Annotated in this window: 22 protein-coding genes; 2 read left to right on the top strand and 20 right to left on the bottom strand. The window is 65.7% G+C overall.

Annotated elements, in window-relative coordinates:
- Window positions 1–19: 19 nt before the first annotated feature.
- Window positions 20–991 carry a BMP family protein gene (locus tag ACOCMM_RS10275; protein ID WP_419553061.1) on the bottom strand — a complete coding sequence of 324 codons (972 nt, stop codon included), beginning with the start codon at window positions 989–991 and terminating at the stop codon, window positions 20–22.
- A 294-nt stretch (window positions 992–1,285) separates the two neighbouring features.
- Here ACOCMM_RS10275 and ACOCMM_RS10270 point away from each other — a divergent pair, with 294 nt between their 5' ends.
- The gene (locus ACOCMM_RS10270) at window positions 1,286–1,744 is read left to right on the top strand and encodes a hypothetical protein (RefSeq protein WP_419553060.1); all 459 of its coding nucleotides are present in this window, start codon (window positions 1,286–1,288) and stop codon (window positions 1,742–1,744) included.
- A gap of 511 nt (window positions 1,745–2,255) precedes the next feature.
- Here the strand turns inward: ACOCMM_RS10270 and ACOCMM_RS10265 are convergent.
- The 17 genes from ACOCMM_RS10265 to ACOCMM_RS10185 all read right to left on the bottom strand — a co-directional run bounded on the left by ACOCMM_RS10265 (window position 2,256) and on the right by ACOCMM_RS10185 (window position 22,153).
- The gene (locus tag ACOCMM_RS10265; protein ID WP_419553059.1) at window positions 2,256–4,661 is read right to left on the bottom strand and encodes a hypothetical protein; all 2,406 of its coding nucleotides are present in this window, start codon (window positions 4,659–4,661) and stop codon (window positions 2,256–2,258) included.
- The gene (locus tag ACOCMM_RS10260) at window positions 4,658–5,410 is read right to left on the bottom strand and encodes a hypothetical protein (RefSeq protein WP_419553058.1); all 753 of its coding nucleotides are present in this window, start codon (window positions 5,408–5,410) and stop codon (window positions 4,658–4,660) included. Before ACOCMM_RS10260 ends, ACOCMM_RS10265 begins: the two co-directional genes overlap by 4 nt.
- Window positions 5,411–5,684: 274 nt before the next feature.
- Window positions 5,685–6,452: an ABC transporter ATP-binding protein gene (locus ACOCMM_RS10255; RefSeq protein WP_419553057.1), complete on the bottom strand. Its 768-nt coding sequence runs from the start codon at window positions 6,450–6,452 to the stop codon at window positions 5,685–5,687.
- A 63-nt stretch (window positions 6,453–6,515) separates the two neighbouring features.
- On the bottom strand, window positions 6,516–7,406 hold the full coding sequence (locus ACOCMM_RS10250) for an ABC transporter permease (RefSeq protein WP_419553056.1): 891 nt from the start codon (window positions 7,404–7,406) through the stop codon (window positions 6,516–6,518).
- The gene (locus ACOCMM_RS10245) at window positions 7,403–8,254 is read right to left on the bottom strand and encodes an ABC transporter permease (protein ID WP_419553055.1); all 852 of its coding nucleotides are present in this window, start codon (window positions 8,252–8,254) and stop codon (window positions 7,403–7,405) included. Before ACOCMM_RS10245 ends, ACOCMM_RS10250 begins: the two co-directional genes overlap by 4 nt.
- A 2-nt stretch (window positions 8,255–8,256) precedes the next feature.
- On the bottom strand, window positions 8,257–9,378 hold the full coding sequence (locus ACOCMM_RS10240; protein WP_419553054.1) for a hypothetical protein: 1,122 nt from the start codon (window positions 9,376–9,378) through the stop codon (window positions 8,257–8,259).
- Between the two features lie 7 nt (window positions 9,379–9,385).
- Window positions 9,386–10,999: a hypothetical protein gene (locus tag ACOCMM_RS10235; protein ID WP_419553053.1), complete on the bottom strand. Its 1,614-nt coding sequence runs from the start codon at window positions 10,997–10,999 to the stop codon at window positions 9,386–9,388.
- Window positions 10,996–14,094, bottom strand: a complete 3,099-nt coding sequence (locus ACOCMM_RS10230) for a hypothetical protein (RefSeq protein WP_419553052.1) — start codon at window positions 14,092–14,094, stop codon at window positions 10,996–10,998. The genes ACOCMM_RS10235 and ACOCMM_RS10230 overlap by 4 nt, the downstream gene beginning before the upstream one ends.
- Before the next feature lie 129 nt (window positions 14,095–14,223).
- The gene (locus ACOCMM_RS10225; protein ID WP_419553051.1) at window positions 14,224–14,697 is read right to left on the bottom strand and encodes a hypothetical protein; all 474 of its coding nucleotides are present in this window, start codon (window positions 14,695–14,697) and stop codon (window positions 14,224–14,226) included.
- Between the two features lie 41 nt (window positions 14,698–14,738).
- Window positions 14,739–15,296 (bottom strand): pilus assembly protein TadG-related protein, encoded by a 558-nt coding sequence (locus tag ACOCMM_RS10220; RefSeq protein ID WP_419553050.1) that lies wholly within the window; start codon window positions 15,294–15,296, stop codon window positions 14,739–14,741.
- Window positions 15,290–15,781 (bottom strand): hypothetical protein, encoded by a 492-nt coding sequence (locus ACOCMM_RS10215; RefSeq protein ID WP_419553049.1) that lies wholly within the window; start codon window positions 15,779–15,781, stop codon window positions 15,290–15,292. The genes ACOCMM_RS10220 and ACOCMM_RS10215 overlap by 7 nt, the downstream gene beginning before the upstream one ends.
- A gap of 171 nt (window positions 15,782–15,952) precedes the next feature.
- Window positions 15,953–16,417 carry a hypothetical protein gene (locus tag ACOCMM_RS10210; protein ID WP_419553048.1) on the bottom strand — a complete coding sequence of 155 codons (465 nt, stop codon included), beginning with the start codon at window positions 16,415–16,417 and terminating at the stop codon, window positions 15,953–15,955.
- A gap of 179 nt (window positions 16,418–16,596) precedes the next feature.
- Window positions 16,597–17,487, bottom strand: coding sequence for a type II secretion system F family protein (locus tag ACOCMM_RS10205; protein ID WP_419553047.1), 891 nt, complete (start codon window positions 17,485–17,487; stop codon window positions 16,597–16,599).
- A complete protein-coding gene (locus ACOCMM_RS10200) occupies window positions 17,484–18,302 on the bottom strand; it encodes a type II secretion system F family protein (protein ID WP_419553046.1) in 819 nt (272 codons plus the stop codon). The genes ACOCMM_RS10205 and ACOCMM_RS10200 overlap by 4 nt, the downstream gene beginning before the upstream one ends.
- A 95-nt stretch (window positions 18,303–18,397) precedes the next feature.
- On the bottom strand, window positions 18,398–19,984 hold the full coding sequence (locus tag ACOCMM_RS10195) for a CpaF family protein (RefSeq protein WP_419553045.1): 1,587 nt from the start codon (window positions 19,982–19,984) through the stop codon (window positions 18,398–18,400).
- 63 nt (window positions 19,985–20,047) lie between these two features.
- Window positions 20,048–21,247, bottom strand: a complete 1,200-nt coding sequence (locus ACOCMM_RS10190) for a hypothetical protein (RefSeq protein ID WP_419553044.1) — start codon at window positions 21,245–21,247, stop codon at window positions 20,048–20,050.
- A 159-nt stretch (window positions 21,248–21,406) separates the two neighbouring features.
- Window positions 21,407–22,153: an SAF domain-containing protein gene (locus tag ACOCMM_RS10185; protein WP_419553043.1), complete on the bottom strand. Its 747-nt coding sequence runs from the start codon at window positions 22,151–22,153 to the stop codon at window positions 21,407–21,409.
- A 143-nt stretch (window positions 22,154–22,296) separates the two neighbouring features.
- On the opposite strand from ACOCMM_RS10185, the gene ACOCMM_RS10180 reads away from it, so the two are divergent.
- A complete protein-coding gene (locus tag ACOCMM_RS10180) occupies window positions 22,297–22,791 on the top strand; it encodes a prepilin peptidase (protein WP_419553042.1) in 495 nt (164 codons plus the stop codon).
- On the opposite strand, the gene ACOCMM_RS10175 is transcribed toward ACOCMM_RS10180, so the two are convergent.
- Together ACOCMM_RS10175 and ACOCMM_RS10170 are read right to left on the bottom strand one after the other, a co-directional pair.
- Complete coding sequence (locus ACOCMM_RS10175; RefSeq protein WP_419553041.1) at window positions 22,788–23,720, bottom strand: ABC transporter permease; 933 nt, start codon at window positions 23,718–23,720, stop codon at window positions 22,788–22,790. The two genes, ACOCMM_RS10180 and ACOCMM_RS10175, sit on opposite strands and share 4 nt — an antisense overlap.
- Window positions 23,717–24,865 carry an ABC transporter permease gene (locus tag ACOCMM_RS10170; RefSeq protein ID WP_419553040.1) on the bottom strand — a complete coding sequence of 383 codons (1,149 nt, stop codon included), beginning with the start codon at window positions 24,863–24,865 and terminating at the stop codon, window positions 23,717–23,719. Before ACOCMM_RS10170 ends, ACOCMM_RS10175 begins: the two co-directional genes overlap by 4 nt.
- Window positions 24,866–24,888 lie beyond the last annotated feature (23 nt).

The raw sequence follows: 24,888 nt of genomic DNA, 5'->3' as shown, positions 1-24,888 counted from the left end.
CGCAGCCCGAAGCAGCGGCCTATTCGATGCCCGTGGAGATCGAGCCGTCGGCGATGCCGGCAGCAACGGCCTGGGCCGATTCGAGAATCGAGGCATCGAGGCCGTAGCCGTCGTTGAACTCGATCACGATGCCGCCATTGGCGAGCGTGGCGACCATGACCTCGCCGCCGAGCGTGCCGGCTGAGATCTTGTCGACCATGTCCGCCAACAACACCTCCCAGTGGTACACCTGCGAGGCGACCACGATGCTCTCGCCGAGCGCCGTCTGGTTGGCCTGCGTGCCGAACCACGCAACGCCCTTCTCCTTGGCGACCCCGGTGGCACCGACCACCATCTGTGCCGACCCGGTCAGGACATCGGCATCGTTGGAGATGTGGGCCTCGGCCGCTTCGGCCGCCAACGCAACGTCGCTGAATGAGTCGGTGTACACGATGTTGGTCGTCACCGAGGAGTCCGTTGCTGCGACGCCGGCGGCGAAGCCGTCGACATAGAGCTTCGCGTCGCCGACCGGGATCGGGCCGATGACGCCGATCACGCCGGATGCGGTGATCTGCGCTGCAACAGTTCCGGACACGTAGCCGCCTTCGTCGGAGCGGACCGTGTAGGCGAAGACGTTGTCGTGGCCCATGTAGTCCGCAGCAGTACCCCACGCGAAGGAAGTGTCCGGGAAGTCCGGAGCGATCTCCCCAAGCGGTCCGCCGTACTGGCTGCCGTGCGCGATCACCAAGTGGTAGCCGTCCTCGGCGTAACCACGGATCGCCGCAGCCGCCTCCTCCACGATGAAGGTGCCATCGGTGACGGCGATCTCGATCTCGCGGGTTGCTCCGATTGCGTTGACCGCGTCGACCATGCTTTGCGTGAACGCCAAATCGTTGCTGGCGCTCGGCGCCACGATCGCGATTCGAAGAGGTCCTTCGTCGACCTCATCGGCGCCGGTGCAGCCTGCAGCCAGCAGGACAAGCACGGCGAGTGCCGCCAACAATGTCGTCAAGCGACGACACTCTCGCCCATTCCGTGCGTCCTTCGACGCGGTACGTGTAAGCATTTGGTCCTCCCAGATAGTCCCGGCCGGAAGTCGCGTCCCGCGGGCGCGATCCGCGACAGACCGCGGTCTCCGACTGCCCCGCGATGCTAGGTCAAGCTCGGCCCCCTTGATGCCGCACGCGGTCAACATCGGGTTCCAGTCGTGTGTCAACTGAGGGTGCACCTGTTGGCGCTGCCTGTTGTGAATGCCAACGCCGAAAATCCGCAGTCCCCGCTTTTCGGCCCGCAGTAGGATCGGCTCATGGACTGGGGGTCGGTGCCGCCGCTGCTCACCGTCGTTCTGGCGTCGGTCGTCGCCTTGGCGGGAGCGATGTGGGCTGTGGTGAGAGTGATCCACAGCGAGATCTCAGAACGCTTCGACTTCCGCTTCGACTCAATCGACTCCCAATTCGAGGCGATGGATACGAAATTCGATTCCCGGTTCGACGCGATGGATGCGAAATTCGAGGCCCGGTTCGACGCGGTGGATGCGAAATTCGAGGCCCGGTTCGACGCGGTCGATTCCCGGTTCGACGCGGTCGATTCCCGGTTCGACGCCGTGGACTCGAAATTCGATGCGGTGACAGATCGAATCGATGGGGTCGACAAGCGGATCGACGGCATCGACCGTCGGATCGACGAGTTTCGGGCTGATTTTCGCACCCTGACGGAGCGGGTTGACCGGTTGGTCGAGGGACTTCCGGGGTTGCAGCTCGCGTAGCGCCCGACGGCGTGCAGGTCGCCCCGATCACCGCACTCGGCCCCTGATCCGCGACGATCTGCTGCTAGGAGACTGCTGAGCGATTGCCAGTCACGCCGAATCGCGACGACAAAGCCGCAGGTCAGAGCGTCGCGGATATGCTCAATTCGAATAGATCAGCAGTCTCCCAGCGCCGTGTCCGTATAGGTGCGCGTGGGTTGGGGTGCGCGTGGTGGGGTGTGGTTTGGTCGGGGGTATGAGTGAGCGTGTTCGAGTCCGCCGGTCGACCCGTGAACCGTGAACAAGGCCGGGCGTTGCAGCAGATCGTGCGTCGCGGCGGCGGCCAGTCGTGGGGGTCTCGTGTGCGCTGGCGGCGTGCTGTGGGGCGTCGTGCGGCACCGCAAATCCACGGCCAACACCCTCGCAGCGCTGGGGACCATCCACGACCGCCGGCCCGCCAGCGAGCCGGTCTATGTGATCTTGGACAACACTCAGACTGCGGGCGCCAGTGAACAAGCGCGCGCGAGCGGCTTTACGGACCTGACGGCGGCCGGCTCACGACACGCGCTTCGTGCACCATGATGCCGATCGGTTCAGTCTCGGTGTAGTTGCCGGCCTCGCTCGTCACGCACCAGAAACGCAGGTCCACCGGCGGGCATGCCGCGGTTGAGGCAATCGATGCGTCGTACATCCAATCCAAGTCGGTCGCCGACACTGGTATCACCACAGCCTCTTGCGTCGCGTCGGCAAATCTGAGGCCAAGATCCTCAACGGTCCGATTCAACGTCGGGTACCTGGAATTGATATCGGCGAGGTCATCGAGCAGCTTCTGGCGTCGCATCTGGCCGTCGGCTGTATCGTTGAGGTAGGTAAGCAGACCCGAGGTGTCATTGCGCCGGCGCTCGTATTGGTGCATCCGCCAAGCGCCGCCGACATGCACCACGTAGAAGCCAGGCCTGCTCGGCTGCCATCGACACCAGAGGTAATGGCTCTCCTCGCTCAAGTCATGGTCGCATGGCAGCTCTGTGGTGAGCGCCGTGCGCCGTGCGTCTCGAATGACATCGTCAAGAGGGTCATCGAGCCAGGTCAGGCCATGTGCGGCTGTGCGGCTCTTGCGCTGGTCTTGGCTCAGGGCGCACCACCATCTCAAAGCGTCTGAGCCGAACAGAGCAAGCATCATCTCGGCATCATTGCCGTCGGGGACGGGGACGGTGCCTGAGTACACGCAGTCAGCATTGCCCTCGTCGTAGGTCGGGCCGTCATCGGGCCAGAGTTCGCGCACCACCAGCCTGAACGTCGGCGCATGTTGCGGAACGCACTCGCTCTTGTCGGCAAGTTCACTGACCGTGGCGAACGGTGTCGAGTCGTTCGCTGTATTCCATGTGCGCACAGCTACGTCAGCCTCATCGCCGTCGTGGTAGCGCACGCGCCAACGGGCGTTGTAGGAGTCGGGGCCCGCCAGAGGCGGATCGGTGGACACGAGGAAATGCCGAGGCGGTCTGGCTTCCCAGCGATAACGAATATCAGACACATGCACCAGCACTGCGCTGTTGACAACGGCGAGTCCGGAGTGGTGTGTGGGCGACGATGTCAGACGACCCGCAGGCGGGTCGGCGCACTCACCATTATCATCCTTTAGCCGGTGCAGCTCTTTGTGCTGTGTGGACTCGTCATACTGCTCTATTCCGTCGATACGCACACCCTTGCTGAAGCCTTGCCGCGGTGACGCATACATGTCTGTCGGGCATGTTCTCAGGCCTGTCACGCGCAAGGGGTCTTGCCTGCCATCCTTGCGCATTCGCTGGAACGGATTGACATGACACGGCGAGCATCCGTTGATGCGCACTTCGGCCAGCGTCATCGTGTCGGGTTCCTGACGCCAAGCAACCTCATATGCCCGACAGCGGATCACCTGCGCAACGGCATCGCAGCCACCAGTCTGGCTCGCACGTCGCAGGCACAAGGCTGACACCGGCGGGTCGCAGTCGGCAAGGCGGCGGCTGTCAGTGCGATGGCAGACCGAACGCAGCAACTGAGCGTCGTGCTGGCACCAGTGCGGGTTGGCTGTGTTCGCGAGCGTGATCTGGGCAGCGCCTGCGATCACCAGGTCGCCCGCAGAGTTGATGACAGGCGTATCGGTGCTGTAGGCCCCCAGGCAGTCGTCGGCAGGACTGTCCACGAAGTCCGCGCCCACGTATTCCTCGCAGGTCCCGACTGCGAATACCGGTGCACCGGTGCCGCAGACTGGGTGGTTCAGGGCGGATCCGCCTGCGTCCCTGTAGCAGCTATTGAACTCGTTGCGCGGTATGTCCCCTGCCATCGCGCAGGTCCACATGCGACGCTGCACACCGCGGCAAGTGGTAGCCGTGACCTGCTGAAGTCCCGCAGGGCAGCGAATCGGTGTGAGGATGCGGCAGCCATCGACACCGCCGTCGATGTAGGACTTGACTGCGACACCCGTTGCGTTCTGGCAAACCGAGTATTCGGCCTCGGTGTCCAGCACTCGTTCCTCACAGAAGTGCTGGTAGCGCTCCAATCCGATGTCCGTATACAAGAGATCGCCCGGATCGAGGTCGGGAAACTGAACCGCAAAATCCGTCGGCGGCACCGAGAGACGCATGAAGCCAGAGGCATACAGATAGCTCTCAGGGCACGCCGGCAGCTCCAGCACACACTCCGACTGCGTTCCATAGTCAGCATCGCCGGGCTGGGGCGACCAGTCGGCGGGAGCTGTCGGGCAGGCCTCAGGCATCCCAGGCACCACCGTCGGCGGCGGCGGCGTCTGCGCCTGTGCTTCGTCTGCGCCCAAGAGGTGCTGCAGCGGCTCTGGGAGCAGACCGGATTCCCACGGCGACAGCACCGATCCCACGGCGACTATCGCGCAGAGCAACGTACGCCAGCCCGCCCCGACGGCGGCGCTGCGACGCGACCGGCTCATGTCGGCCATTCCGCGGGGCATTCCCGGGGTCCCTGCGGCGGAGGGTTCTCACATATGCCCGTGGTGGTGAACGTTCGCTCGACTCGAGTCCAGATCTGCCCTTCGGACAGCCACGCCGCCACTTGGGCGTCCCAGCGCGCCTCCCACGTCTCGTCTCCGCTGCAGCCTTCGCTGTCGTGCTCCTCGACGCGAGCCACGCGGTAGGAGATGTCTGCGACGCGATCTTCGAGACCGCTCGCAACCGCCAACAGATACGCGCGGAGCCTTCCAGGGTTGCCATCAGTGTGCCCAAGCACGTCCGCAGATGCGGACACGCGATCTGGACCGCACGCCACCGCCAGCGCCGCGGACGGACCGAAGGCAATGACCGTGACCTTGTCGACGAGCGTCGTCTCGGCACCGGCCGCCGGTGTGCCCTCGAGACCGGACCCAAGAAGCGCCAGCGCATCAGCACGAGCAGGTCCCACCGCTGCGACGGCGACACAGAGCTGGCCCACAGGCAACGGTGCTGCCAATGCCCGCGAGAGCTGATGTTCGTACCGCATGACACCGAGTGCTGCCATCGTCGGCGGGTCGCCATAGTGCGACGCGTCGACACCGGAGACGGGCACGGCGATTGCATCGAGTTCCCACGCGCTGCCGCAGACGGCCGGGGGGAACGCCGCGTCGAACTCAGGCGTCCACACAGGCAGGTGGCGGGCTCGTAGCTCGCCAAGCTGCGTCTGGGGGTCAGCAGCGGCGTCGAGCATCGGCAGATCCCGCCACCCTGGGGGCGCAGCCGGGGGAACTTCGACCGCGGACCGCTGCCGCACAGCAGTCGCACTCTCGCCCAAAGGGGCCTCATGCGCCCCAAGCTGGGCCAGCTCGTCAGCACCCGCAGTGCCGCTGCATGACGCGGGAAGGACCGCAGCAGCGAACAAGCAGCCGCAACGTGCCAGTAGCTTGTATTCGCGCTGACGAGTTCGACACCGACCTCTCTTGGCGGCGGCTCGCCTGAATGGGCATCGCGTCGGCACAGCTGAACTAGCGGCGCTGGTCGCCGAAGCGCACGGCCGCCTCCATCGAATCGAAGCGGCGCAGCACCTCTGACTCCACCGCCCGTACGGCGGGATCGTCGGCTCGCCGCGGACGCGGCAGGCTCACCGGGATGTCATCGAATACCACGCCGCCGGGGCGCAGCATGAGGATCCGGTCGGCGAGCTCGACCGCCTCGCCGACATCGTGAGTGACGAACAGCGCCGTCTTGCGGGTGTGCAGCCAGATCCTCTGCAGGTAGTCGCGCAGCGAACGACCCGTCAACGCGTCCATGTGACTGAAGGGCTCATCCATCAGCAGCACATCGGGATTCACCAAGAATGCCCGCGCGATGCCGACGCGCTGTTGCATGCCTGCGGACAATTGGGCGGGGTACAGGTGCGCGACATCGCTCAGACCCACCATCGAGAGATAGAACTCGGCTTCGCGCTTGGATCGGTCCGACTTGCGGTTCTGCACATACAGCATGTTGTTGAGCACCGTGCGCCACGGCAGCAAGCGCGGCTCCTGGAACACGTAACCCACCTGCGCCGGCACGCCGTCCTGTACGACGCGCACTGCGCCGGCGGTCGGCTCCTCGACACCTGCCACGATGTTGAGCAGCGTGGTCTTGCCGCTGCCTGAGGGCCCCAGCACAGCAACGAAGACGTTGCCCGTCACCGACATGGAGACTCCACCCAGTGCCTGCACCTGGTTGGGATAGGTCGGTGTCGGCGGATACACCTTGGTCAGATTCTCAATCAGGATGGTGGCCATCTCGTCCTCTCTCGCTCAGCAAAATCTGCTGCCGCCCTTTGGCAGCCAGTCAGGGGCAGTCGGTCAGGCGACCTCGTCTTCGGCGAATGTCAGCGTCGGCTGATGCTGCCAGCGGGCCACGCGCTGCTCCCAGCGCCGCAGCACCAGCCAGTCCATCAGCGTGATGAACACGACGAACAGCAGGATCCACGCAACAAAACCGGGGAAGCGCAGCGCGTCGTACCAGAACCGTGCACGCCACCCCACTCCGGAGGTGGCACCGAACCACTCCACGATGAGCAGGCTGTTCCAGCTCGTCATGAATGCGAAACGAACGCCGGCTACCGCACTCGGCAAGGCGCCCCCCAGCAACAGGTGTGCCAGCCGTCGTCTGGACGGCACCCCGAACGAGCGCGACATTTCTGTGAGTCCGGGATCGAGAGCGGCAATGCCCGACCTCAGGTTGAACGCCATGAACGGAACCGCCGTGAGCACGACCGCAACGACCGGTGCGGTCGCGCCGAACCCGAACCACAGGGATGCGGTGAACGCCCACACCACCGACGGCAGCACGAGCAGCACCAGGACGGTGTCGTTGAGCACCGCCCGGATCAGCCGTGAGGCACCGATCAGCAACCCCAGCACCGCACCCAGCGGCAGACCGATGGCGAGACCAATCAAGTACCGCTGCAAGCTCACCGACAGCGGTGCCCAGAACTCCCCGCTGATGGCGCCCCCGTGGGACTCGCCTCGCATCTCGATGAGCAAGAACGATGCCACTTCGTCGAGGGCAGGAACACGGTCGTTTGTTACCGCGAAGTACTGCCAGGCGCCCAGCAGGATCAGCACCGCCAAGGCATTGATGAACCATGGCCGGCGCGTCCATCGTGACGGACGGTATGGGGCCCGCGTAGCTGGCCGGTCCATCCCAAACCGGTCTGGCGGCAGTCCCGGATAGTCGCCCAGGAAGCTCATCGCTGTGGCTCCGTGCGCGCGGCGGCGTGCGCACCGCCGAAGGCTCGCCGCTCAAGCTGACGGAAGACGAAATTCTCGAAGAAGAACATGACTCCGATGAACAGCGCTGTCCAAGCGAGCATCCCGCGCACGTCATAGCTCTCGAAGCTGCGCCTGATCTGGAAGCCGACACCGTCGGAGGCGGCGAACACCTCGGTCAGCAGGGAGATTCGCCAAGCGAGCGCGAACGCCTGGCGCGCGCCTCCGATGACCGCCAGGACCGACGACGGCAGCAGCACCCCAGTGATGATCTGGGCTCGTGTCCGTGCAAAGGACTCGCTCATCACGATGAGCCGACGGTCGACCCCGGTCAGGCCATGTGCAACGCTCGACATCACATGGGGCGTCGCAACCAGCGTCGCGGTCAGCATCGGTCCGATGTCCGACACGCCGAAGATAATGAGCGCCAAGATTGCGAGCGCAACCGTCGGGATGCTCACAAAGAACCGCGTCAAGCTCCGAATCAGCGCACGCCACCAATTGCTGTAAGCGATGACCATGCCGAAGACGATGCTTGCCAGCAACGCCAGCAGGCAGCCGCCGACGACTCGCACGACGCTCGCCCACAGGGTCGAGCCGAACCCCTCTCCGGTGGCGATCTGCCAAGCCTCGGACGCCACGACATGCGGCGGAGGCAGCTGCTGGGTGCCGAGCGCGAACTGCGAGACGGCATACCAGACGCCCAGGAATGCCACCCAGCCGAACACCACGCCGAGCCGGAAGCCCCAGCGTCCCATGACCGAGCGTCGGACTTCCCGAGCCCCGAGCTCGGCAACAGCATCGGGCGTGACCGAGACATCGAGCGACATCGCTACTCCCTTCCCGTCATTGTCAAACGTTCCGTTGAGACCAACGGGGTTCGAGCGTCAGACTCGATGAGGCCGCTGCTGCGCAGACGGTCCAGCGCTGCGGCGTACGCATCCGCATCACCTTGGGTGGGGTACACCGACGGGGTGATCCAGTTGTTCGCAGCCACGTAGTCGATGAGCCAGGCGATCTCCTCGTCGGACTGCACTGACAACAGCTCTGGGTACTGGCCGATGAGCTCGGCGTAGTTTCCGTGCCAGTGCCGCACAGCCCGTTCCCACAGGTTCAAGAACGCTCTCACAGCTTCCGGATTCGCCTCGAGCCATGCCCTGTCCACCAGGAAGATCTGGCCAAGGAGGATCTGCTCGGGGGTACCGGAGAGTTCCGCGAACAGGCGCGCTGCCGACGCGCCGTTGTACAGCGGCCGCAGCGTCCCGCTGCTCAGACCAGCGACACTCTCATCGGGCAGGCAGATGCAGGCATCCGCATTGCCGCTCTCGACGGCGTCGGCAATGCCGAACGTTGCTATGAAGAAGTCGAAGTCAGGGCTGCGGTAGCTGAGATCCAAGCCGTGAGCCGCCTCGACGATGAGTGCCCAGAGGAGCGTGGAGCCGAGATCGCCGTCCACGGCGATCTCGCCCTCGACTACGCCCGCCATGTCGGTTGCCAGCGAGGTTCGCTTCGTCGCAGTGATCGACCGGTCGGCCGCGTACTTCCCGATGATCACCGGATCAATCTCAAACCCCTGTGCGAATGCGGGGATGTCGAGAGCATCAATGAGAATGACGTCCGCGTGGCCGCTGACGAAAGCCGTGAAGGGTCGGAAGGGGTGGCTGGCTTCGATCTGCATGCCGTGCTGCTTCTCCCACTGGGCGAGCTCCCCCGAGTCGACGAGCCACTGCCACAGCGGCTCGCTCGGCAACGCGAGCCGGATGGGCGGCGGCGCGTCCTGCGAGGGTGCCGTCGCGGCCGGTTGCGCTTCGGGTCCGCTGTTGCTGCCAGCGCCCCCGCAAGCTGCTGCGACGATCACTAGCGCAATCGTCAATGCTGCCGCCCGCAGCGTTCTGCGACGTGATGTCTGCCGCGGCTCTTCGCTGTAGATGGTTCTCATGATCAGATCTCTCATGACCAGATCACTCCGCAGAATCCCGTGCCTCGACAAGCGGTGCGAGCCACCCGGTCAAAGCGCGCATGCAGCCCCAATCGTTGAGCAGGCAATCCGGGTCGGCTTCGAGCACCCGGAAGCGGTCAGCACCGGAGGAATCGTCGCCCGCGAAGGTGATGTGTCCCCCATGAGCCACCTGGTAGTCGGTCTGGCGAAGTGCTGCAACGAATGTCTCGCGGGTGAGCGGGTCGCTCGCCCGGGTCAGTGCACTGAATGCAACGTCCAGCAGATCGCAGGTGGCGGTGATGACGCTCCAGGCATCAGTGTGATGACGGTGCGAGAAGGGCGCAGCCGACATGGCCGCATTCCGCAGCACGACGCAGTCGCGGTCCAGGTCGGGCACTTCGTCGCCTGCTGCACGTCGAGCGCTGACAAGCACGAATCGCTCCACTTGGCTGGCGGGTGCGCCGGTCAGCGTCAGCGTTGCCCCTTGAATGTCGCTGGCGATCCACCACGGATGCCAGTCGATGAGGTCCGCAGCGCGCATCAGGCGGCGCAGCTCGAACCATGACGCCGTCGAAACCACGACCTCCACGTCGGCGTCGCGGTAGTCGATGGCGGCATCGAGATAGAACTGCTCGATACGGTCGAGCAGTTCCGCCGTCGCCGGCGACATTGAAGCGCGAGCCTCATCCGCAGCCGCTCGCTGGGTGACGCTCAGGTCTGAATGCAGCAGACCTGCCTGCTTTTCCGGCAGCAGTGTGGAGTACTCGCCAAAGGCGGCCGGAAGGCTCGCTACCGAGTTGACATCGATGCCGTACCTGCCGATCAGCGACAGCAGACCGCCGGGTCCTATCAAGGTCAACGTGACGGCTGCCTGATCCTCGCTGGCCGAGCCGGCGCCGCGCAGAAATCCGATCCGGGCATCCGCGGACAGATGGCCGGCTCGCAGCGCCACCTCAATGCTGTTCCCGAGCAGATACTTGTGCGTGCCATCGTCGAGGAACAGGCGGCCATTCGCAAAGGCCACCATCTCCGATGGTGCCGACGCGTACAGTCCCAGCGTCGGTATGTCGCCGTCGATCGTCAGGCAGTTGATTCCCTCGATGTCGCCGAGGAGGTTGAGCACGACCAGAGGCTCCGCCTCGGGCAGCTCAGCGCAGATCCGGCCATATGAAGCGTCGGGATCGGCCGGATCCCACAGATGCACGGAAGCGCGGACGCAGCGTCCCACGACACCCCCTGCGAGGTTGACTGCGTCGACGTATGCGTCGATCAGGATCGACGGTTCCTCGATGACCAATTCCTCGAGACCGATCGCATCGAGCCGGGCGAGATCGGGACCCAGATATGCGATTGTGATGGCGTCTTCGGCTGAGCACGGCTGACTCCCGCCCAGCGCGGCGGGGTTTCCTCCGGCGGCCACGATGCCGTCCCAAGGGCGCAATGAGGTCGCCTCGAGCGCAGGCGCCTGTGTGGCTGCGCCTGCCCCGCCGACCGCGGGTGCGTCCGATATTACTCCGCCGCCGCAAGCGCCCGCCATGAGTCCCATCGTTCCCAGCAGTGCGACGCGTCGCAGCGCCGTGCCGATGCGCACCGCGCCGCTCCGTACTTGGCCGCAGCGCTTGGGCGGCGGGTTCATCGCTGGCCAAGCGGATCAATTCCGCCATGCATCGCGCCGCTCATCTCAGCGAGCATGTCTGGCGACAGGGCCTGTGCTGCGGTCATCGTGATAGCGATCGGATGCACCACCGCAGTGGCCGTGCTGTCGACGTGAATGCTCCACGGCCAGCGTGTCCCTACCGCCGACGTCGCCCCGACCAAGGCCAGATGCGAGCCCGGCACCGTCGCGACCTGCGCAGCGCGCTGGATCAGCAGGTCATTGCCTGGCCCGATCACCACGATGTCGGCCCGATCGCCGTCCCTGCCGGAGGCCATCGACAGCATCTGCTCAAGCTCGGGAGAGTCGAACCGGGCAAAGCGCACGCGCTCCCATCCGACAAGCCCTGCGGCGGCCTCGAGGCCCACAGCAGTGATCTGCAGTTCCTCAGCCATGGGCGAAGAGCCGAGCGTTGCGACGATGGCGCCGAGCAGGCTCGTCGCTGCCGTACCCGGTCCTGAGACCGCCAGGCAGCCGACCTGGTCCAGATTGAGCAGCAACGGTCCCTCGAAGGTGTTGCCCACAGGCACGAGAGCCGGGCACAGCGGTGGCCCGAGGCCGACAGCCCCAAGATCGTGCGCCGTGGTCCCTGACGGGAGTTCGAGCACGTAGCCGCCTGACGCGGAACGCCAACCGGGTGGCGTTTCCGCAGGCCGATCCAGCAACACCTCGAATCCATAGGTGCCGAAACGGACTGCCAGCACAGCCGGCTCGGGCCGTCCTTGGCCTACGGTCACGGCCCGAAGGTGCCGCATGGCAGCGTCGATGAGCGCGAGCGACTCGCTGCCGGCGGTCTGCTGCAGCGACAGCTCCAACGGACCGAGCGCATCGGCACCCCGGCGGCTGTGGCGGCGGCGGCGAGCGAGCTGCCAGAGCATCATTGCGTCGCCGACGGCCGTTCCTGCAAGGCTGCGGCCGATTGGGCTCACCCTCGCTGCTGTGCCATGCCCCATCGGTCCTGCACCAGTGACCGAGGGCAGGAAGTGCGGCACCTGGGGTGCCTCCATTTCGGGCGGCGGACCGAGCTGATCAGAACCCATTGGCTGAGCGGAGATCGCCGCGGGATCAGCGCTTGGAGGCACCGGGGTTGCCGCCCAGTCGTCGAAGAGCGGCGGCGGACCGAGGCCTTCGACCGGCGCTGCCGACGCTGCTTCCTCTGTGACCGGAGCATCTGCTGCCGGCACCGCAGCCGGCTCATCTGCGACCGGAGCATCTGTCACTGGCGCCGCGACCAGCTCTTCTGCGGCTGGAGCATCTGTCACTGGCGCCGCGACCAGCTCTTCTGCAGCGGGCACCGCGGCCACATCTTCGGCCCAGGCACCAGAGGGTCTATCGACATACGCCGGCAGTGGTTCGTCCACAGGTGCCTCGACGATGTCCACAGCCTCGTCCACAGCCAAGGCAGGGTCGGCGACGCGAAGCTCGACTTCGAGATCCTCAACGAAGAGATCGTCAGCTTCGAGATCTTCGACTTGGAGATCGCCGACTTCGAGATCGCCGACTTCGAGATCGCCGACTTCGAGATCTTCGACGTGGAAGCCTTCGACAGTTTCTATGAATTCGGTTTGCTGGTCGACTTCACCGGCTACGTGATCGACGACGGCCTGCGGCGGTGCTGCGTCACCAAGATCGACTGCCGCGTCGCCGACTGCTGCGTCACCAAGATCGACTGCCGCGTCGCCAACTGCTGCGTCACCAAGATCGACTGCCGCGTCGCCGACTGCTGCGTCACCAAGATCGACTGCCGCGTCGCCGACTGCTGCGTCACCAAGATCGACTGCCGCGTCGCCGACTGCTGTATCTGCAAAGACGGGCGGCATCTCCAGCGCCGACGGCGGCGGGATTGCGGGTTCGCCCGGCACGCTGCTGCGCATCCCAGGCGCCGCGATCCCCGGCAGCTCGGTGCCGAGTTCCGGTGGCTCGGCACCCTCGGGCAGCGCTCCGGCAGTGAGTCCCCGCCAAAACGGCACCACTTCCTCAGGTGTCGGTTCGCGGCCCCATGCGGTGAACAGGAACGTCTCCGCCAAGGTCCACAGGTAGACCGGATCAGGCCTGCCCCACAGGAGCGGATCGCCCGGCAGCGCCACGGCCGCGCCTTCGGGAAGCAGGGTGTCGGGACCGGCTTGAGCGATGCCCGGATAGGCGGCATTGAGCGAGCGCAGCTCGGACCAACGCTCGGGTGCATTGAGGAATTGCGCGGCCACGCTGCGCAACGTGTCATGGATCCGTGCCAAGTAGTAGCCGCGGATGGGCACAATCGTCGGCGGGTCGGATTGCAGCAGGCCAGTCGCCGCAGCAGGCTCGATGTCGGCCACCGAAGCGTCGCCAGATTCGCCGTCAGGAACGTCGGCGAGCACCGGATCGCTGTCGTCAGGCTCACCCGCGTCAAACTCGCCTGCGTCAAGCTCGCCCGCATCAAACTCACCTGCGTCAGATTCACCGACATCGAATTCGGCGGCGTCAAGCTCGCCTGCGTCAAACTCACCTGCGTCAGATTCACCGACATCGAATTCGGCGGCGTCAAGCTCGCCCTCGTCCGGGTCCTCGGCAAGCGTCGCCTCGCCGCCGGCGTCGGTGTCATCAGCGCTGGCGTCGGTGCCGTTGGCATCGTCGTGGTGCGGAGGGAGGGGGGGGGGGGGTTCGAATGGTCCTGACACAGGATCGACAGGCTCGATCCGCTGGATCATCGGGACGGACGCAGGCAGTGGACCGCCAAGCTGCTCAGGTCCAGGTCGAAGACGGAACGGATCGCTGCCAGATTCGTCCCTGGCGTCGTCCCCGGGTCCCTCAGCAAGTGCCTCGGCCGAAACCGGCGCTGGTCTGTCCAAGAACGACTCCTCGAATATCGGACCGGATTGGCGGTACCACGCCTCGCCAGATGCCTCAGCCGGCGGTACCGCACCCGGCGGTACCGCATCCGGACCGACCGCAGGCGGCGGAGGGCCGAGCGGCGTGTCTCGACGACCTCGACGACCTCTGCGCCCCTTGCGCGCACTCGGCGCGCCAGCGAATCGCTTGCGGCGGAACATGCGTGAACGGAAGCGGCGGCGACTCACAATGCCATGCACGTTACTCATGTCGCCGAGCTTGATGCGAACCGCTGCCGTTTGATGTCGTCCGGCGACTTGCGACCCGGACATCGGTGCGGCTGTTCTGCCAGTGCTAACTGGTGAGACGGCATCTACGCACCGCCGATGTCAGCCTGGTCAATGCAGCAGGGGGCACTCGGGCAGGTACGCGAGCTGGATCGGTCCTCCGCTCGGCCCCACCAGCACTGCTTCGGCCGCGCCCACCGCCACAATCGGCTGCGACTCTCGGAACACCGCCAGTGCCGAGCGGTTGCTGTATGAGGTGACCACCGTCGCTTCGACCTTGGTGCCCACGCAGCTGAGCGCGCCGAGAAGCACCGGGGTGCCATAGAGCGGTGACACCGAGGCGAGCCGCTTCTGTGCAGCATTGCGAGCCTGGTCGATCGTTCCGCCAGACGCGATGGTGGCGGCGCCAACTCGAGCCGCCTCGTTCGCGCTGTGCGCTGCGTGCTGGCGTGCAGTGATCAACCTCGGAGCGTCATACGCGATGCCTCCGAAGAGCAGCAAGGCCGAGGCGATCACGGCAATGAAGATTGCGTAGTCGCCCCGCTGGTCATGTCTCGACGCTGCAGCGGCTCGTCGCACTCTCATGGATGCCGGCTGCCCACTGAGCCGAATCGGTGTGCGCCCGATCATGGCGTCCCGACCTGCGCGAACCGCTGCCGGTACGGATCGACCGTGGCGCTGCCCACCGCTCGCCGATGGACATCTGAGGTCACCAGCGAGAATGCTCCCAGCCGGCTCGAGGACAGGCGGCAGCTCAACAGGACGGTGACCTGCCCGCCTGCGGGAACCAGGTTCGGGTCGCCGTTCACGTCGAGCTCTGGCACCGCCGCGCCGCTGACGTCTCGGAATGCGACCAATGCGTCATCGGACACGTCGTTGGTGCAATTGCGGCTGCTGCCCGGCACGTTGCGCTCGTGCACCTCGACGCTCTGCTGCGCAGCCAGGAGCGCTTCGTCGATGTGCATGCAGCACAGCACGGCTGTGTGCGCTGCCCGGTCCGCGATGGCTTGAAGGGTCTGCTCTGTGCGAGTTGCAGACGTGATGCCTTGCAGGGCAACGATGACCAACATCAGCACCGGGAACATGATCGCGACCCCGATCGCTGTTCCTGACCCGTCCTGAGAGGCACCGCCTCGGTCAATTCGGGCGGCCTTGAGGACCGCCGGCACGGCTCGGCTCAACATGCCGACATGTCCGCCCGAACCGGACCCGGTTCCGAGACGGCATCGAGCGGACCGCAGGCCCGACCAACGACCTCGATCGCGCCGAGCACCGGCGAAAGGACCGTTCCGAAGGTGTATACCGCCACCACGCCGGCGCCCTCGTCAACCGAAACCGCCGGAGGTCGCTGCGTGGCAACCATGCTGCCTGACGCCGACATCGCTGCCCACGCCGCGAGCAAGCCGGCGCAATACCGTTCGCTGTCGGGAGTCACAGTGCCGATGGGTCTCGTGATGGTGCCGCAGCTCGAATCGGCGGGTGGCGCCGATTGGGCGGCGGTCACGCCTTGATCGGCCGCCGCCTGCACTGCCGTGCGGCCGACCGACACCAGCACGACATGCACCCCGACCAAGATCGTGAGCAGCACCCCCCCGAACAGGATCGCTACCGGAAAGACCTCCCCACGCTGGTCACGCAGCCGGTCGAATGCACTCGAGACAGCGGACACGACTCAAGCACCGACTCTCGGCGACGAGTAGCCGTTCCAGAGAAGCACTTCCCCTCCTCCCGTCGGCCGGCCCAATCGGCGTGGCTGCAGCTCAGTACGCCATACCTACAGAACTGCAGCCACGCCAAGAGAATCTCGACGAGGCACGTCGATGGTGGATGACCGCGACGACTAGAAGGTCACCTGGCACTGGCCACCGACATTGGAGGTCGAAGTCAAGGCGGTGGAGCCGTCGAGCGCACCTGCAGCGATGCCCGTGGCAAAGAATTGGCCACCCCAGATGCGGCAGGTCCCGGCCGAGAGGGGATCCGCGGTCGTACCAGTCCATGTGCATCCGATTCCATTCGTCGGAGTGAGGACTCCGGCGATCCCATTGTCCATAAGCGTCGTGCAGTTGGCAGCTGTGACCGAGCCGACATCCTGACCCTCCAAGTCAGCGATGACATCGCCGCCGCGGCTGAGCAGTACGCCTGCGACGCCGCCTGCGATCACAAGCATCACGACGATGACGATGACGGTTTGCAGTGCGATGCCGCGGATGTCCGCTGCCAGAGCGGGCCAGCGTCGGCGGCATCTCCAACAAGCCAGCGCCAGAGCAACCGGCACACCGACTGAAAGGGCAAGCGTTACAGACATCGTGGGTCTCCTTCCGATCCCGATGAGACCCCGCAGCTACCCCCCCCCCCCCCCCCCCAACGGACGGTTCGTGGGATAGATGAGCAGTCTGCACCTATCGATGAATCTACTACACGTTCTCCGGTTGCGCGATACTGCCGCTCGGACACTGGCATTCGTGTGCGTAACGCGCGCGGCGCCTACAGGCCGGCTACCTGGGACGTGTCCGCGATGCTCGCCAACGGCGGATAGCCCATCAGCATCATGAACGCGCCGCCGATGAGTGCAAGCGGGGCGCCCATCTTCTCGCTGGCAGAAGCTGCTTTCGCATCGGCTTCGTGCAGTGATTTCGAACGCGCTGCGTCGACCTGGGACAGGATCGACTGGCGCGCGCCGGCACCCGTTGTGCCAGCGAGCTCGAGCGCAGCGATGAACGGATCAAGGAACCGGAGCCGGCGTGCGTCGGCCATCCGTCGCAAGCCCTCCCACGGCGGTTCGGCCCTGGCCGAGGCCTCGTTCAGCGCATCGCGGATCGCGACGAACGCAGGCTGGCTGCTGTAGGTGGCAGCGATGCCCAGAGCGGCGTGCGTGTCGGAACCGGCGGTCACGAGCTGGGCCACCAGCTCAAGCCACGCCTCAGTCGACTGCTGGAAGCGGACACGCTCGGCTTCGGCCTCGGTCTTCAGCAAAGAATCGGGCAGCCACCATCCCAGCAATGCCGCTCCAGCAGCAATCGCCACCAGCAGCAGCAGCGGGATCTGCACGCCCACGGCCACGTTGAGCATCACTCCGACGAGCGCCACCAGGATTGCTGCGCCTGCCATGCCGCCGAGCTTGCCGAGCCCATGCGATTCGAGGCTGCGACCGATCATGGCGGCGTCTTGGAGCAGCAGGTGCTTGCGCTCCAGATCGCCCTTGACAAGGCTTGCGATTTGGTGTGTCACGCCCTTGACTCCGCCGCCTGCAGGCAGCACGGCCGCGGCACCCTGGTCGGAAGTGACGATCTCCACCGATTGCCTGCGCACACCGGCGATCACCAAGGTTGCCCCGATGCCCGCAGCGGCCGCAATCGCTGCCACTTGCACGATCACGATTCGGTGCCTTCGTTCATCAACGCCGCAACGTCACTGACACCCGCGAGCCCGCGCTCGTCCAGCAAGCGGATGGGTACACCTGAACCCGACAGCTGCAGCACCCAGAACACGTTGCCGAAGATCAGCACGCCCACAATCAACAGGATCAACTGGCCCACAGTGCTGCCGAACGGATCGAAGAAGCCACGATTGAAGACGAACATGAGCAACACCGACACCACAGTGATGCCCAGAATCGAAACCACCTGCGTCCAGGTACGAGCATTCGCGACCTCGTTGCGGCGACGCATCTCCACCTCAGTGCGCATCGAGCGGGCGGTGGTCTCGAATGCCTCGGTGACCCGCGCACCCGATTCCCACGCAATGCTCAGACCCAGCACCAAGCGGTCGGCGTAGGGCGATTCCATGTGCGCGGCAAACCAGTTCATCGCCGCCTTGAGGCCCACTGAACCTGCCAGCGAGGCCATCTGAGCGACGTGGGGTCGCAGCAGCGGAGGCGCGCTTGGCGCCGACAGTGTCACTGCCTCGAACAGCGATCCGCTCGCGGACACCAAGTCACGTATCTGCTCAGTCCACTGCGAGTACGCCTCGATCTCGTCGGCGACGGCACGGCGTTGGCGTGGCGCCGCGATCATCTTGGGCGTCACTACCCCCGCCGCGCCGCCGAGCAGTGCGGCCACCGGCCAGCCCGTCGCGTACCACGCACCGAAGCCAAGGGCCGCGGTCAGAGCGACGGTTATCAGCATCTGCGTCGCCGCGTCGGAGTTGCGAGACCGCATATTGCTGGCACGGAACTCTCGCAAGCGCGGCACCGCTCGCTCAGGAACCCTCCGCAGCCCCGCACTGATCGTCACCGCTCCGAGGGCGGCGACAACACCACACAAAATCGCTAGCGAACCCTGCACAGCTAGTCGCCTCGCTGCCGTACAGGCGGCACCGGCCGCAGCGGTTGCGGCCGGGGCGCGGGCTGAGGCTGGGGCGCGGGCTGAGGCTGGGGCGCGGGCTGAGGCCGGGGCGCGGGCTGAGGCCGGGGCGCGGGCTGAGGCTGGGCGTGGGCGGGTGCATGCTGAGCAGCGCCGTGCTGGTTCGAGCCATGGGGCTGGCGGTGGCCGGGCATCGGCCCCTCGTATCCAGGCGGCGGCGCGATGGTCGGCCGGTGCCTCGGCGGTTGGGGCGCGGTGCCGTTGAACGGCTGCGGCGGTCCGAGCATCGCCGGATCGAATCCGGTCGCCGTCAGGCGGGCGAGCGCCTCGCCATCAGGCTTGAACGGCCGCGTGTACACAGCGACGCCGTCGGGACCGGGAGCGAAGACCTCGTTGGTGGACACTTCGCCATCCGCGTAGCCGGTGATCTCCCGGATTGACGTGATGGCGCGCCGCCCGCTGGGCAGCTTCTTGATGTAGACGAGCAGATGCAGCACCTCGGCGATCTCGCGCAGCACCGAGTCGGGCGTCGGCGCATCCGGGGAACGCTGCGCGTAGATCAGGATCTTGTTGATGGCCGCCTCTGTGCTGCCAGCGTGAATCGTGCCGAGAGAGCCGTCGACGCCGATGCCCATCGACTGGAGCAACTGCATGACCTCGCCGCCGCGCACTTCGCCGACAATCACACGATCCGGCGACATCCGCAGCGCGGCCTTGCAGAGGTCGTACATGGTGATCTCGCCGGTGCCCTCGGTATTGGAGGTACGGGTCTCCAGGGCGAGGGTGCGCGTATGCAGGCCGGATTCACGCAGGTGCAACTCGAGAGTGTCCTCGATGGTCACGATGAGATCGGACTGCGGGACCTCCGACAGCAATGAGCGGATGAGGGTCGTCTTGCCCGCACCAGTGCCACCGACGACCAGCATGTTCGCCGGGTCGGGCGGCCTGATTGCGGCCCTCAGCACTGGCACCATCTGCGGTGTGATCGTGCCGGACTCGAGCAGCCGGTCGAGCGATGCCGACAGCATGCGGTGACGCCGGATCACCATCGATGTTCGCTCGGCAACGGCGGTGACTGCGAACAGCCGGTGGCCGGATTCGAGCCTCAAGTCCAGGATTGGCGAGGCGTTGTCGAAGCGGCGTGACGTGTGCCCTGCGGTGGCCGCGAGGTGGCGGATCATCGTCACCAGTTCTTCCTCGCTGCCCGCGAGCGGAGGACCCGCGATGCGGCGGCCATCGGCAAGCGAGAGAATCACATTGTCATGCCCGAGCACATGGATGTTCTCGACATCGGGTTGCTCGAGCAAGGGGACCAACGCGCCGCCGCCCATCAGACCGCGGACGTTGGCTCGGAAGTCGCGCCGGTCGCTCGCATCCAGCGTCGGCTCGCCGGCCATGACTGAAGCCGTGTCGTGCTCCTCGACCATCTGATCGGCAATCGCCATGAGACGCCGCTCGATTTCCGGCGGCGGCAGCTGTCCGCGCTGCAGCTCCAAGTAGTGGCGGAGCAGGTGCTCTCGCACGCGGTCGAACAACTCGAAACCGCGGCGGTGCCAGACGTCTTCGGTCACAGTCGATCTCTCATGACTGGTGCCGCGTGTCGCACACTCGACATTGGCGCACGCCCAAGCGGCTCATGCCGAGACGTTCCCGCCGACTGGTGGCGTGCCGACATCGCGATGTCCCTCCGCTTCCGCTCCATGGAGCATGGCGGCCCACGAGCGGAACGAACCAGATGGCGTGGCAGGTACATCGCCGACGTCTGGGGGCTGCGTCGATATCGACGACCCCGACGCCTCGCCGGCTTGCTCGGGCCAGCTCGCGCCACCGACCGTTCCGCCGGCTGGGTAGCCGACGGGCGGGATGTGCATTGCGGAGGAGTTGTCACCGCCATGATGCTGCGGTGGCATCTGCTGGAATTCCTGCCCGGCGTAGCTGCTCGAAGTCAACGGCTGCGCCAGGTAATCGGTCTGACCATGCGCATCACCGGCTTCGGCGTGCATCTGCCCACTTGGTTCGGCCGAGTGGTGCGCAGGGGGCGGATGCCCTTGGGGATGAGCCGGCGCCGTAGGCTCGGCGGGACGCCTTCGTGGTCGGGAAGTCGTTGCTGCGCCAGGATGCGCGTGCTCGTACAAGCGGTCTGCGATCTTGTCGAGGCTGTGGCGTAATTTGCGCGATGACCGTTTGCCGCGCGACATGAACATGGAAAGGTCGGTAGTGCCGCCGCGTGCAAGGTCAATGCTGCCCACATAGGCGAGCCCGAACTGCTCGCGCCATTCGTCTTCGCTGAACGGCGAGGCGCTGACGCACAGCGACAATCCTTCCGGCCCGGCCTCGGACGGATCCGCGGCAAAGACGCCGCCAAGATGCTCGAGGCTGGAGAGCTGAGTGTTCTCGCGTGACACCACAAGCACTCCGGCTGCGCATGTCGTCAACTGCGAAGCACTGGCTTCGGAAGTCAGGCGACCTCCATCAATGACGACGGCCATATCGCTGTCGGAGATGTCACGCAGGCTGTCGCCCATCGTGGCCAACACTTGGGCCACCGACTGCGCTCCCACCGGGCTCGGTGGTGCCGGCATGATGTGGAGATCGCTGAACAACACGTCCTGCGCGTGCTCGATCAGATTCTCCGCTGTTGTCGGCTTTCCTGACGCCACAAACGACGCCGTTCCAGGCGTGAACTGCATGCCCAGCTTCTGACCCATCGAGCCGGACGCGGCATCAGCCTCGATGAGCAGCACCTGGGAGCCCTTCGAAGCCCACGATGCAGCCAGATAGACCGCAGTTGTCGATGCTCCCGGCGAACCATAGGTGCTGTAGATCGTCAACATGCCGTCACCAAACGCTCGTGTCTCCACGGGTCACGGGACCGCTCGAATGCAGGTCTCGTCTCTTGGGCCGATTGCTGCTGTGGTCGTCTCGCTTCTGCCGCTTCTCTTGCGTCTGTTCTCTCCGGCGATGCCCGCCACGCATGCACTAACATCATGTGTTCATGACGTTGACTCTGTCGTCACCGTAGCACCATCTCCGCGAAGCGCTCTCACCAATTGCTCGGCCGTCACATCGATGCCGATCTTCCACATCTTGCGGTCCGCAGCGGTCAGGTAGCGGTTCACCATTCTCTCGATGCGCAGCGCTTCGGCCGGCTCTTCGATGTAGTAAATGTTGCCGCCCTGGACCATGTCCAGCCGAAGAATGCCGATGAGACCGAGCGGGACCTGCGATTCCCCAGCGAACTCGGCGAACTCATCGCCAGGCACGCTCTCGCGCCCCAGCAGCGCGATGGTGTCGCCGGTCTCGAGGGTGCCGAATGCCACTTCGCCGGCAGGCAGGCTGATCTGAAGAATGACCCGGCCCGCCTCTGCTGGCCCCGACAACGGCGGCGGCGCGAACATTCCGGGCGTGATCAGCGTGCCCTGAGGAACACGGCCCGTGGCCCAATTGCCAACAATCGCGCCGACCTGTGACGGAGTCATCGCCACTGCGTCGCCGACATTCGCCTCGACGGCAGTGAGGTCGGCCACACCGAGGCGCTCCCACCGCTCGATCGCCCGCGCCGCCACCACATATTGCTCGCGCTCATCCAGGCTCTGGACGACGTACCAGAACCCGATGCCAGCCCCGACGACGAGGAGCAGGCCCACAATGGCCAAGTTCAAGCGACGCTTGCCCTTCGTGGCCGTCGGGTTGAAGACTTGTCGCTTCTGGCGTGGAGCGGCTGAAGATGAATCCGACATCAGACCGGACATGATTGCATGAATGGCGTTCGCCCCGCGCACCGAGGTGCACCGATCATGCGGCAACGCTCCTGCTGCGACGCTCGACTTGGCGTCGCAGCAGGACCAGTTCTGATGCCGGAGACCCGGGCTAGCGAGCCGCTGTGAGCGCGGCCGCTACCCTCGTGCTTGCAGCCGCCTCGGTTTGGCTCACTGCAGCTGTCTCGCTCTCGATCATCGACCAGCGCACCAGAACGCTCCCGACACGCGTGATCTGGCCGACTGCTGCAGCCGTATGGATGCTGTACTCGATTGCAGCTCTCATATCCGGCGTGCCGGGTGGTCTACGCGATGCCGCGATCGGAGCATTGGTATGCGGCACGCCGCTCGTTGCGATCCACCTGATCCATCCCCCGTCGATGGGCTTCGGCGATGTCAGGTTCGGCGTGCTCAACGGGCTGCTGTGCGGATGGTGGGGATGGCATGTCGCTCTGGTCGGCCTGACCGCGGGCTTCTTCATTGCGCTTCCCGAGGCACTCGTGGTGATGGTGCGGCACGGACCGCGCTCAGGTCGCCCCCTCGGGCCGTACCTGGCCGCCGGCACCGCCGCTGCCGTGGGATGGGCGATGGCTACTTCGGGCGTGGTGCCGGCCGGTTAGCCATCACGTTCGAATGGCACCGTCAAGGCGGCCGGTGCGCCGATGCGACGGCTGACGAGCACCAGGACCACGATGGTCAGGACCGCCGGTGCCATCGCAGCGATCGTCGAGGACGCGCCCACGATGACGCCGAGGGTCTTGAGCTGGAGCACGGTGGATGACACGACGCCAAACAGCAGTGCCCCTGCCATCACACCGCTGGATCGCCAGGCCCCGAAGTACACCAGCGCCACCGCGATGAACCCCTGGCCAGACGTGAGGTTCTGCTGGAAGATGCCCACATCGAGGGCCAACGTGCCGCCGGCCAGTCCCGCCATCACGTTGCCGATGATGATTGCCTGGGTGCGTACGACGTTGACCCGCACACCGAGCGTGTCGGCCGCCTCAGGTGTCTCGCCCACGGCGCGGACGTTCAGGCCGAACGTCGTCTGATTCATCGCGAACCAGACCACGGGAACGAGTGCGAACGCCACATAGGTCAGCACGCTGTGCTGGAACAGCAACTCCCCGACCACCGGCAGATCCGAGAGGCCGGGAATCTGCACAGAGCCCAGCCCGTCGATGGGCACCGGCGTGCCCACCTGCTTGCGGAACAACAAGTCGGTGAAGCCCAGTCCGAACAGGAAGATGCCGATGCCGCTGATGCCCTGGGTGGCATGCATCACCACGGTGATGAACGCGTACACCGCTCCCATTGCCGCACCGGCCGCCAGCGCTGCGACAACACCGGCCAGCGCGCTGCCGGTGCGCAGCGCGGTGATGTAGGCGGCGTACGCGCCGATCAGCATCACGCCTTCCACGCCCAGGTTCAGCACCCCGGCGCGCTGGCCGATCGTCTCACCCAGCGCTGCCAGCAGGAACGGTGTCGCCAGCCGGATGCCTGAGGCCAGCGTGGCCACGAGCACGCCCACGGTGAAGAAGTCGCTCACGCCCTGCCCCCGTAGCTCTTGACCTCGCCTGCCCATGTCCTGAGCCGGTCGCGCAATCGCAGGCTGCCTACTACGAACACCACCACCACGCCGTTCAACGCCACCACCAGTGCGGCGGGTACCTGCACCGCGCGTTGCAGGTCGTTCCCGCCGGTGAGCATCCCGCCGAAGAGGAATGACGCGGGCACGGTGAAGAGCGGGTGCAGCCCGCCGAACAGTGCCGCCACGATGCCGTTGAAGCCGGCATTCTGCGTGAACGCTGCGGCGCCGCCCTCGCCGATCAAACGGTGCGATTCGCTGCCGAACACGAGCACTGCTCCGGCGATGCCGCAACAGGCTCCGCTGAAGGCGAGTGCTTGCGTGATGCTGCGCTTGACGGCCATGCCGGCGTATTGGGAGGCATCAGGGTTGTGGCCCACGGATCGCAACCGCATGCCGAGTGCGCTGCGGAACAGCAGCAGGTAGCCCAACACCGCTACCAGCACCGCAACCAACACGCCGATGTGCAGCCGGGTTCCGCCAGGCAGCAGCGGCAGATCGGCATTGGCGCTGAGGCGGCGCGTCTGCTGGATCTTGATCGCACCGGGTTCGATGAGCAGGTCCTGCAGCAAGAAGCTCAGCAGGTGCGCAGCGACGATGTTCATCATGATCGTCGAGAGAATCTCGTTGACGCCTGCGTACGCCTTGAGCGCGCCGGGGATCGCTCCCCAGAACCCGCCGCCGAGCGCTCCCGCGATGATCACCAGCGGCACCAGCAGCACCCGGGGCAAGTCGTCAAATGCCATCGACGTGGCCGTAGCCGCGATGGCACCCAGGATGATCTGTCCCTCGCCTCCGATGTTGATGACGTCAGTGCGGAATGCGATGCAGATCCCTACGCCGACCAGGGCAAGCGGCATGGCCCGCACCGCTGTGTCAGCGAGGTTGTCGGCGCTGCCGAACGCGCCGGTGATCAGCTTGCCGTAGGCAAAAAGCGGGTTGGCACCGAACGCAAGCAGCATGACGGCGCCCACGATGAGCGCCGCGATCGTCGCGACGGCAGGCACTGCGATGCCCACAAACGGCCGTAGCAAGCGAGCTAACCGGCCCGCCGCAAATTCGGGGGGCGCGCCGTCGTCGCCGGTCGTTGGAGATGTCAGCGCCATGCCCCTCTCGCCTTCTGCATCCC

It is taken from the genome of Candidatus Poriferisodalis sp. (assembly GCF_965198245.1).
In the GTDB taxonomy this organism is placed as follows: domain Bacteria; phylum Actinomycetota; class Acidimicrobiia; order Acidimicrobiales; family Poriferisodalaceae; genus Poriferisodalis.
The sequence above is the reverse complement of the archived record's forward strand: the minus strand, read 5'-3'. Positions and strand labels throughout refer to the sequence as shown.

What these genes read in the sequence shown, in the direction of transcription:
- ACOCMM_RS10230 (WP_419553052.1), bottom strand. Translation starts at nt 14,094, where the DNA reads ATGAGTAACGTGCATGGCATTGTGAGTCGCCGCCGCTTCCGTTCACGC.
- ACOCMM_RS10270 (WP_419553060.1), top strand. Translation starts at nt 1,286, where the DNA reads ATGGACTGGGGGTCGGTGCCGCCGCTGCTCACCGTCGTTCTGGCGTCG.
- ACOCMM_RS10190 (WP_419553044.1), bottom strand. Translation starts at nt 21,247, where the DNA reads ATGTTGACGATCTACAGCACCTATGGTTCGCCGGGAGCATCGACAACT.
- ACOCMM_RS10225 (WP_419553051.1), bottom strand. Translation starts at nt 14,697, where the DNA reads ATGAGAGTGCGACGAGCCGCTGCAGCGTCGAGACATGACCAGCGGGGC.
- ACOCMM_RS10220 (WP_419553050.1), bottom strand. Translation starts at nt 15,296, where the DNA reads ATGTTGAGCCGAGCCGTGCCGGCGGTCCTCAAGGCCGCCCGAATTGAC.
- ACOCMM_RS10265 (WP_419553059.1), bottom strand. Translation starts at nt 4,661, where the DNA reads ATGAGCCGGTCGCGTCGCAGCGCCGCCGTCGGGGCGGGCTGGCGTACG.
- ACOCMM_RS10245 (WP_419553055.1), bottom strand. Translation starts at nt 8,254, where the DNA reads ATGTCGCTCGATGTCTCGGTCACGCCCGATGCTGTTGCCGAGCTCGGG.
- ACOCMM_RS10250 (WP_419553056.1), bottom strand. Translation starts at nt 7,406, where the DNA reads ATGAGCTTCCTGGGCGACTATCCGGGACTGCCGCCAGACCGGTTTGGG.
- ACOCMM_RS10210 (WP_419553048.1), bottom strand. Translation starts at nt 16,417, where the DNA reads ATGTCTGTAACGCTTGCCCTTTCAGTCGGTGTGCCGGTTGCTCTGGCG.
- ACOCMM_RS10235 (WP_419553053.1), bottom strand. Translation starts at nt 10,999, where the DNA reads ATGAACCCGCCGCCCAAGCGCTGCGGCCAAGTACGGAGCGGCGCGGTG.
- ACOCMM_RS10260 (WP_419553058.1), bottom strand. Translation starts at nt 5,410, where the DNA reads ATGCTCGACGCCGCTGCTGACCCCCAGACGCAGCTTGGCGAGCTACGA.
- ACOCMM_RS10170 (WP_419553040.1), bottom strand. Translation starts at nt 24,865, where the DNA reads ATGGCGCTGACATCTCCAACGACCGGCGACGACGGCGCGCCCCCCGAA.
- ACOCMM_RS10255 (WP_419553057.1), bottom strand. Translation starts at nt 6,452, where the DNA reads ATGGCCACCATCCTGATTGAGAATCTGACCAAGGTGTATCCGCCGACA.
- ACOCMM_RS10185 (WP_419553043.1), bottom strand. Translation starts at nt 22,153, where the DNA reads ATGTCGGATTCATCTTCAGCCGCTCCACGCCAGAAGCGACAAGTCTTC.
- ACOCMM_RS10240 (WP_419553054.1), bottom strand. Translation starts at nt 9,378, where the DNA reads ATGAGAGATCTGATCATGAGAACCATCTACAGCGAAGAGCCGCGGCAG.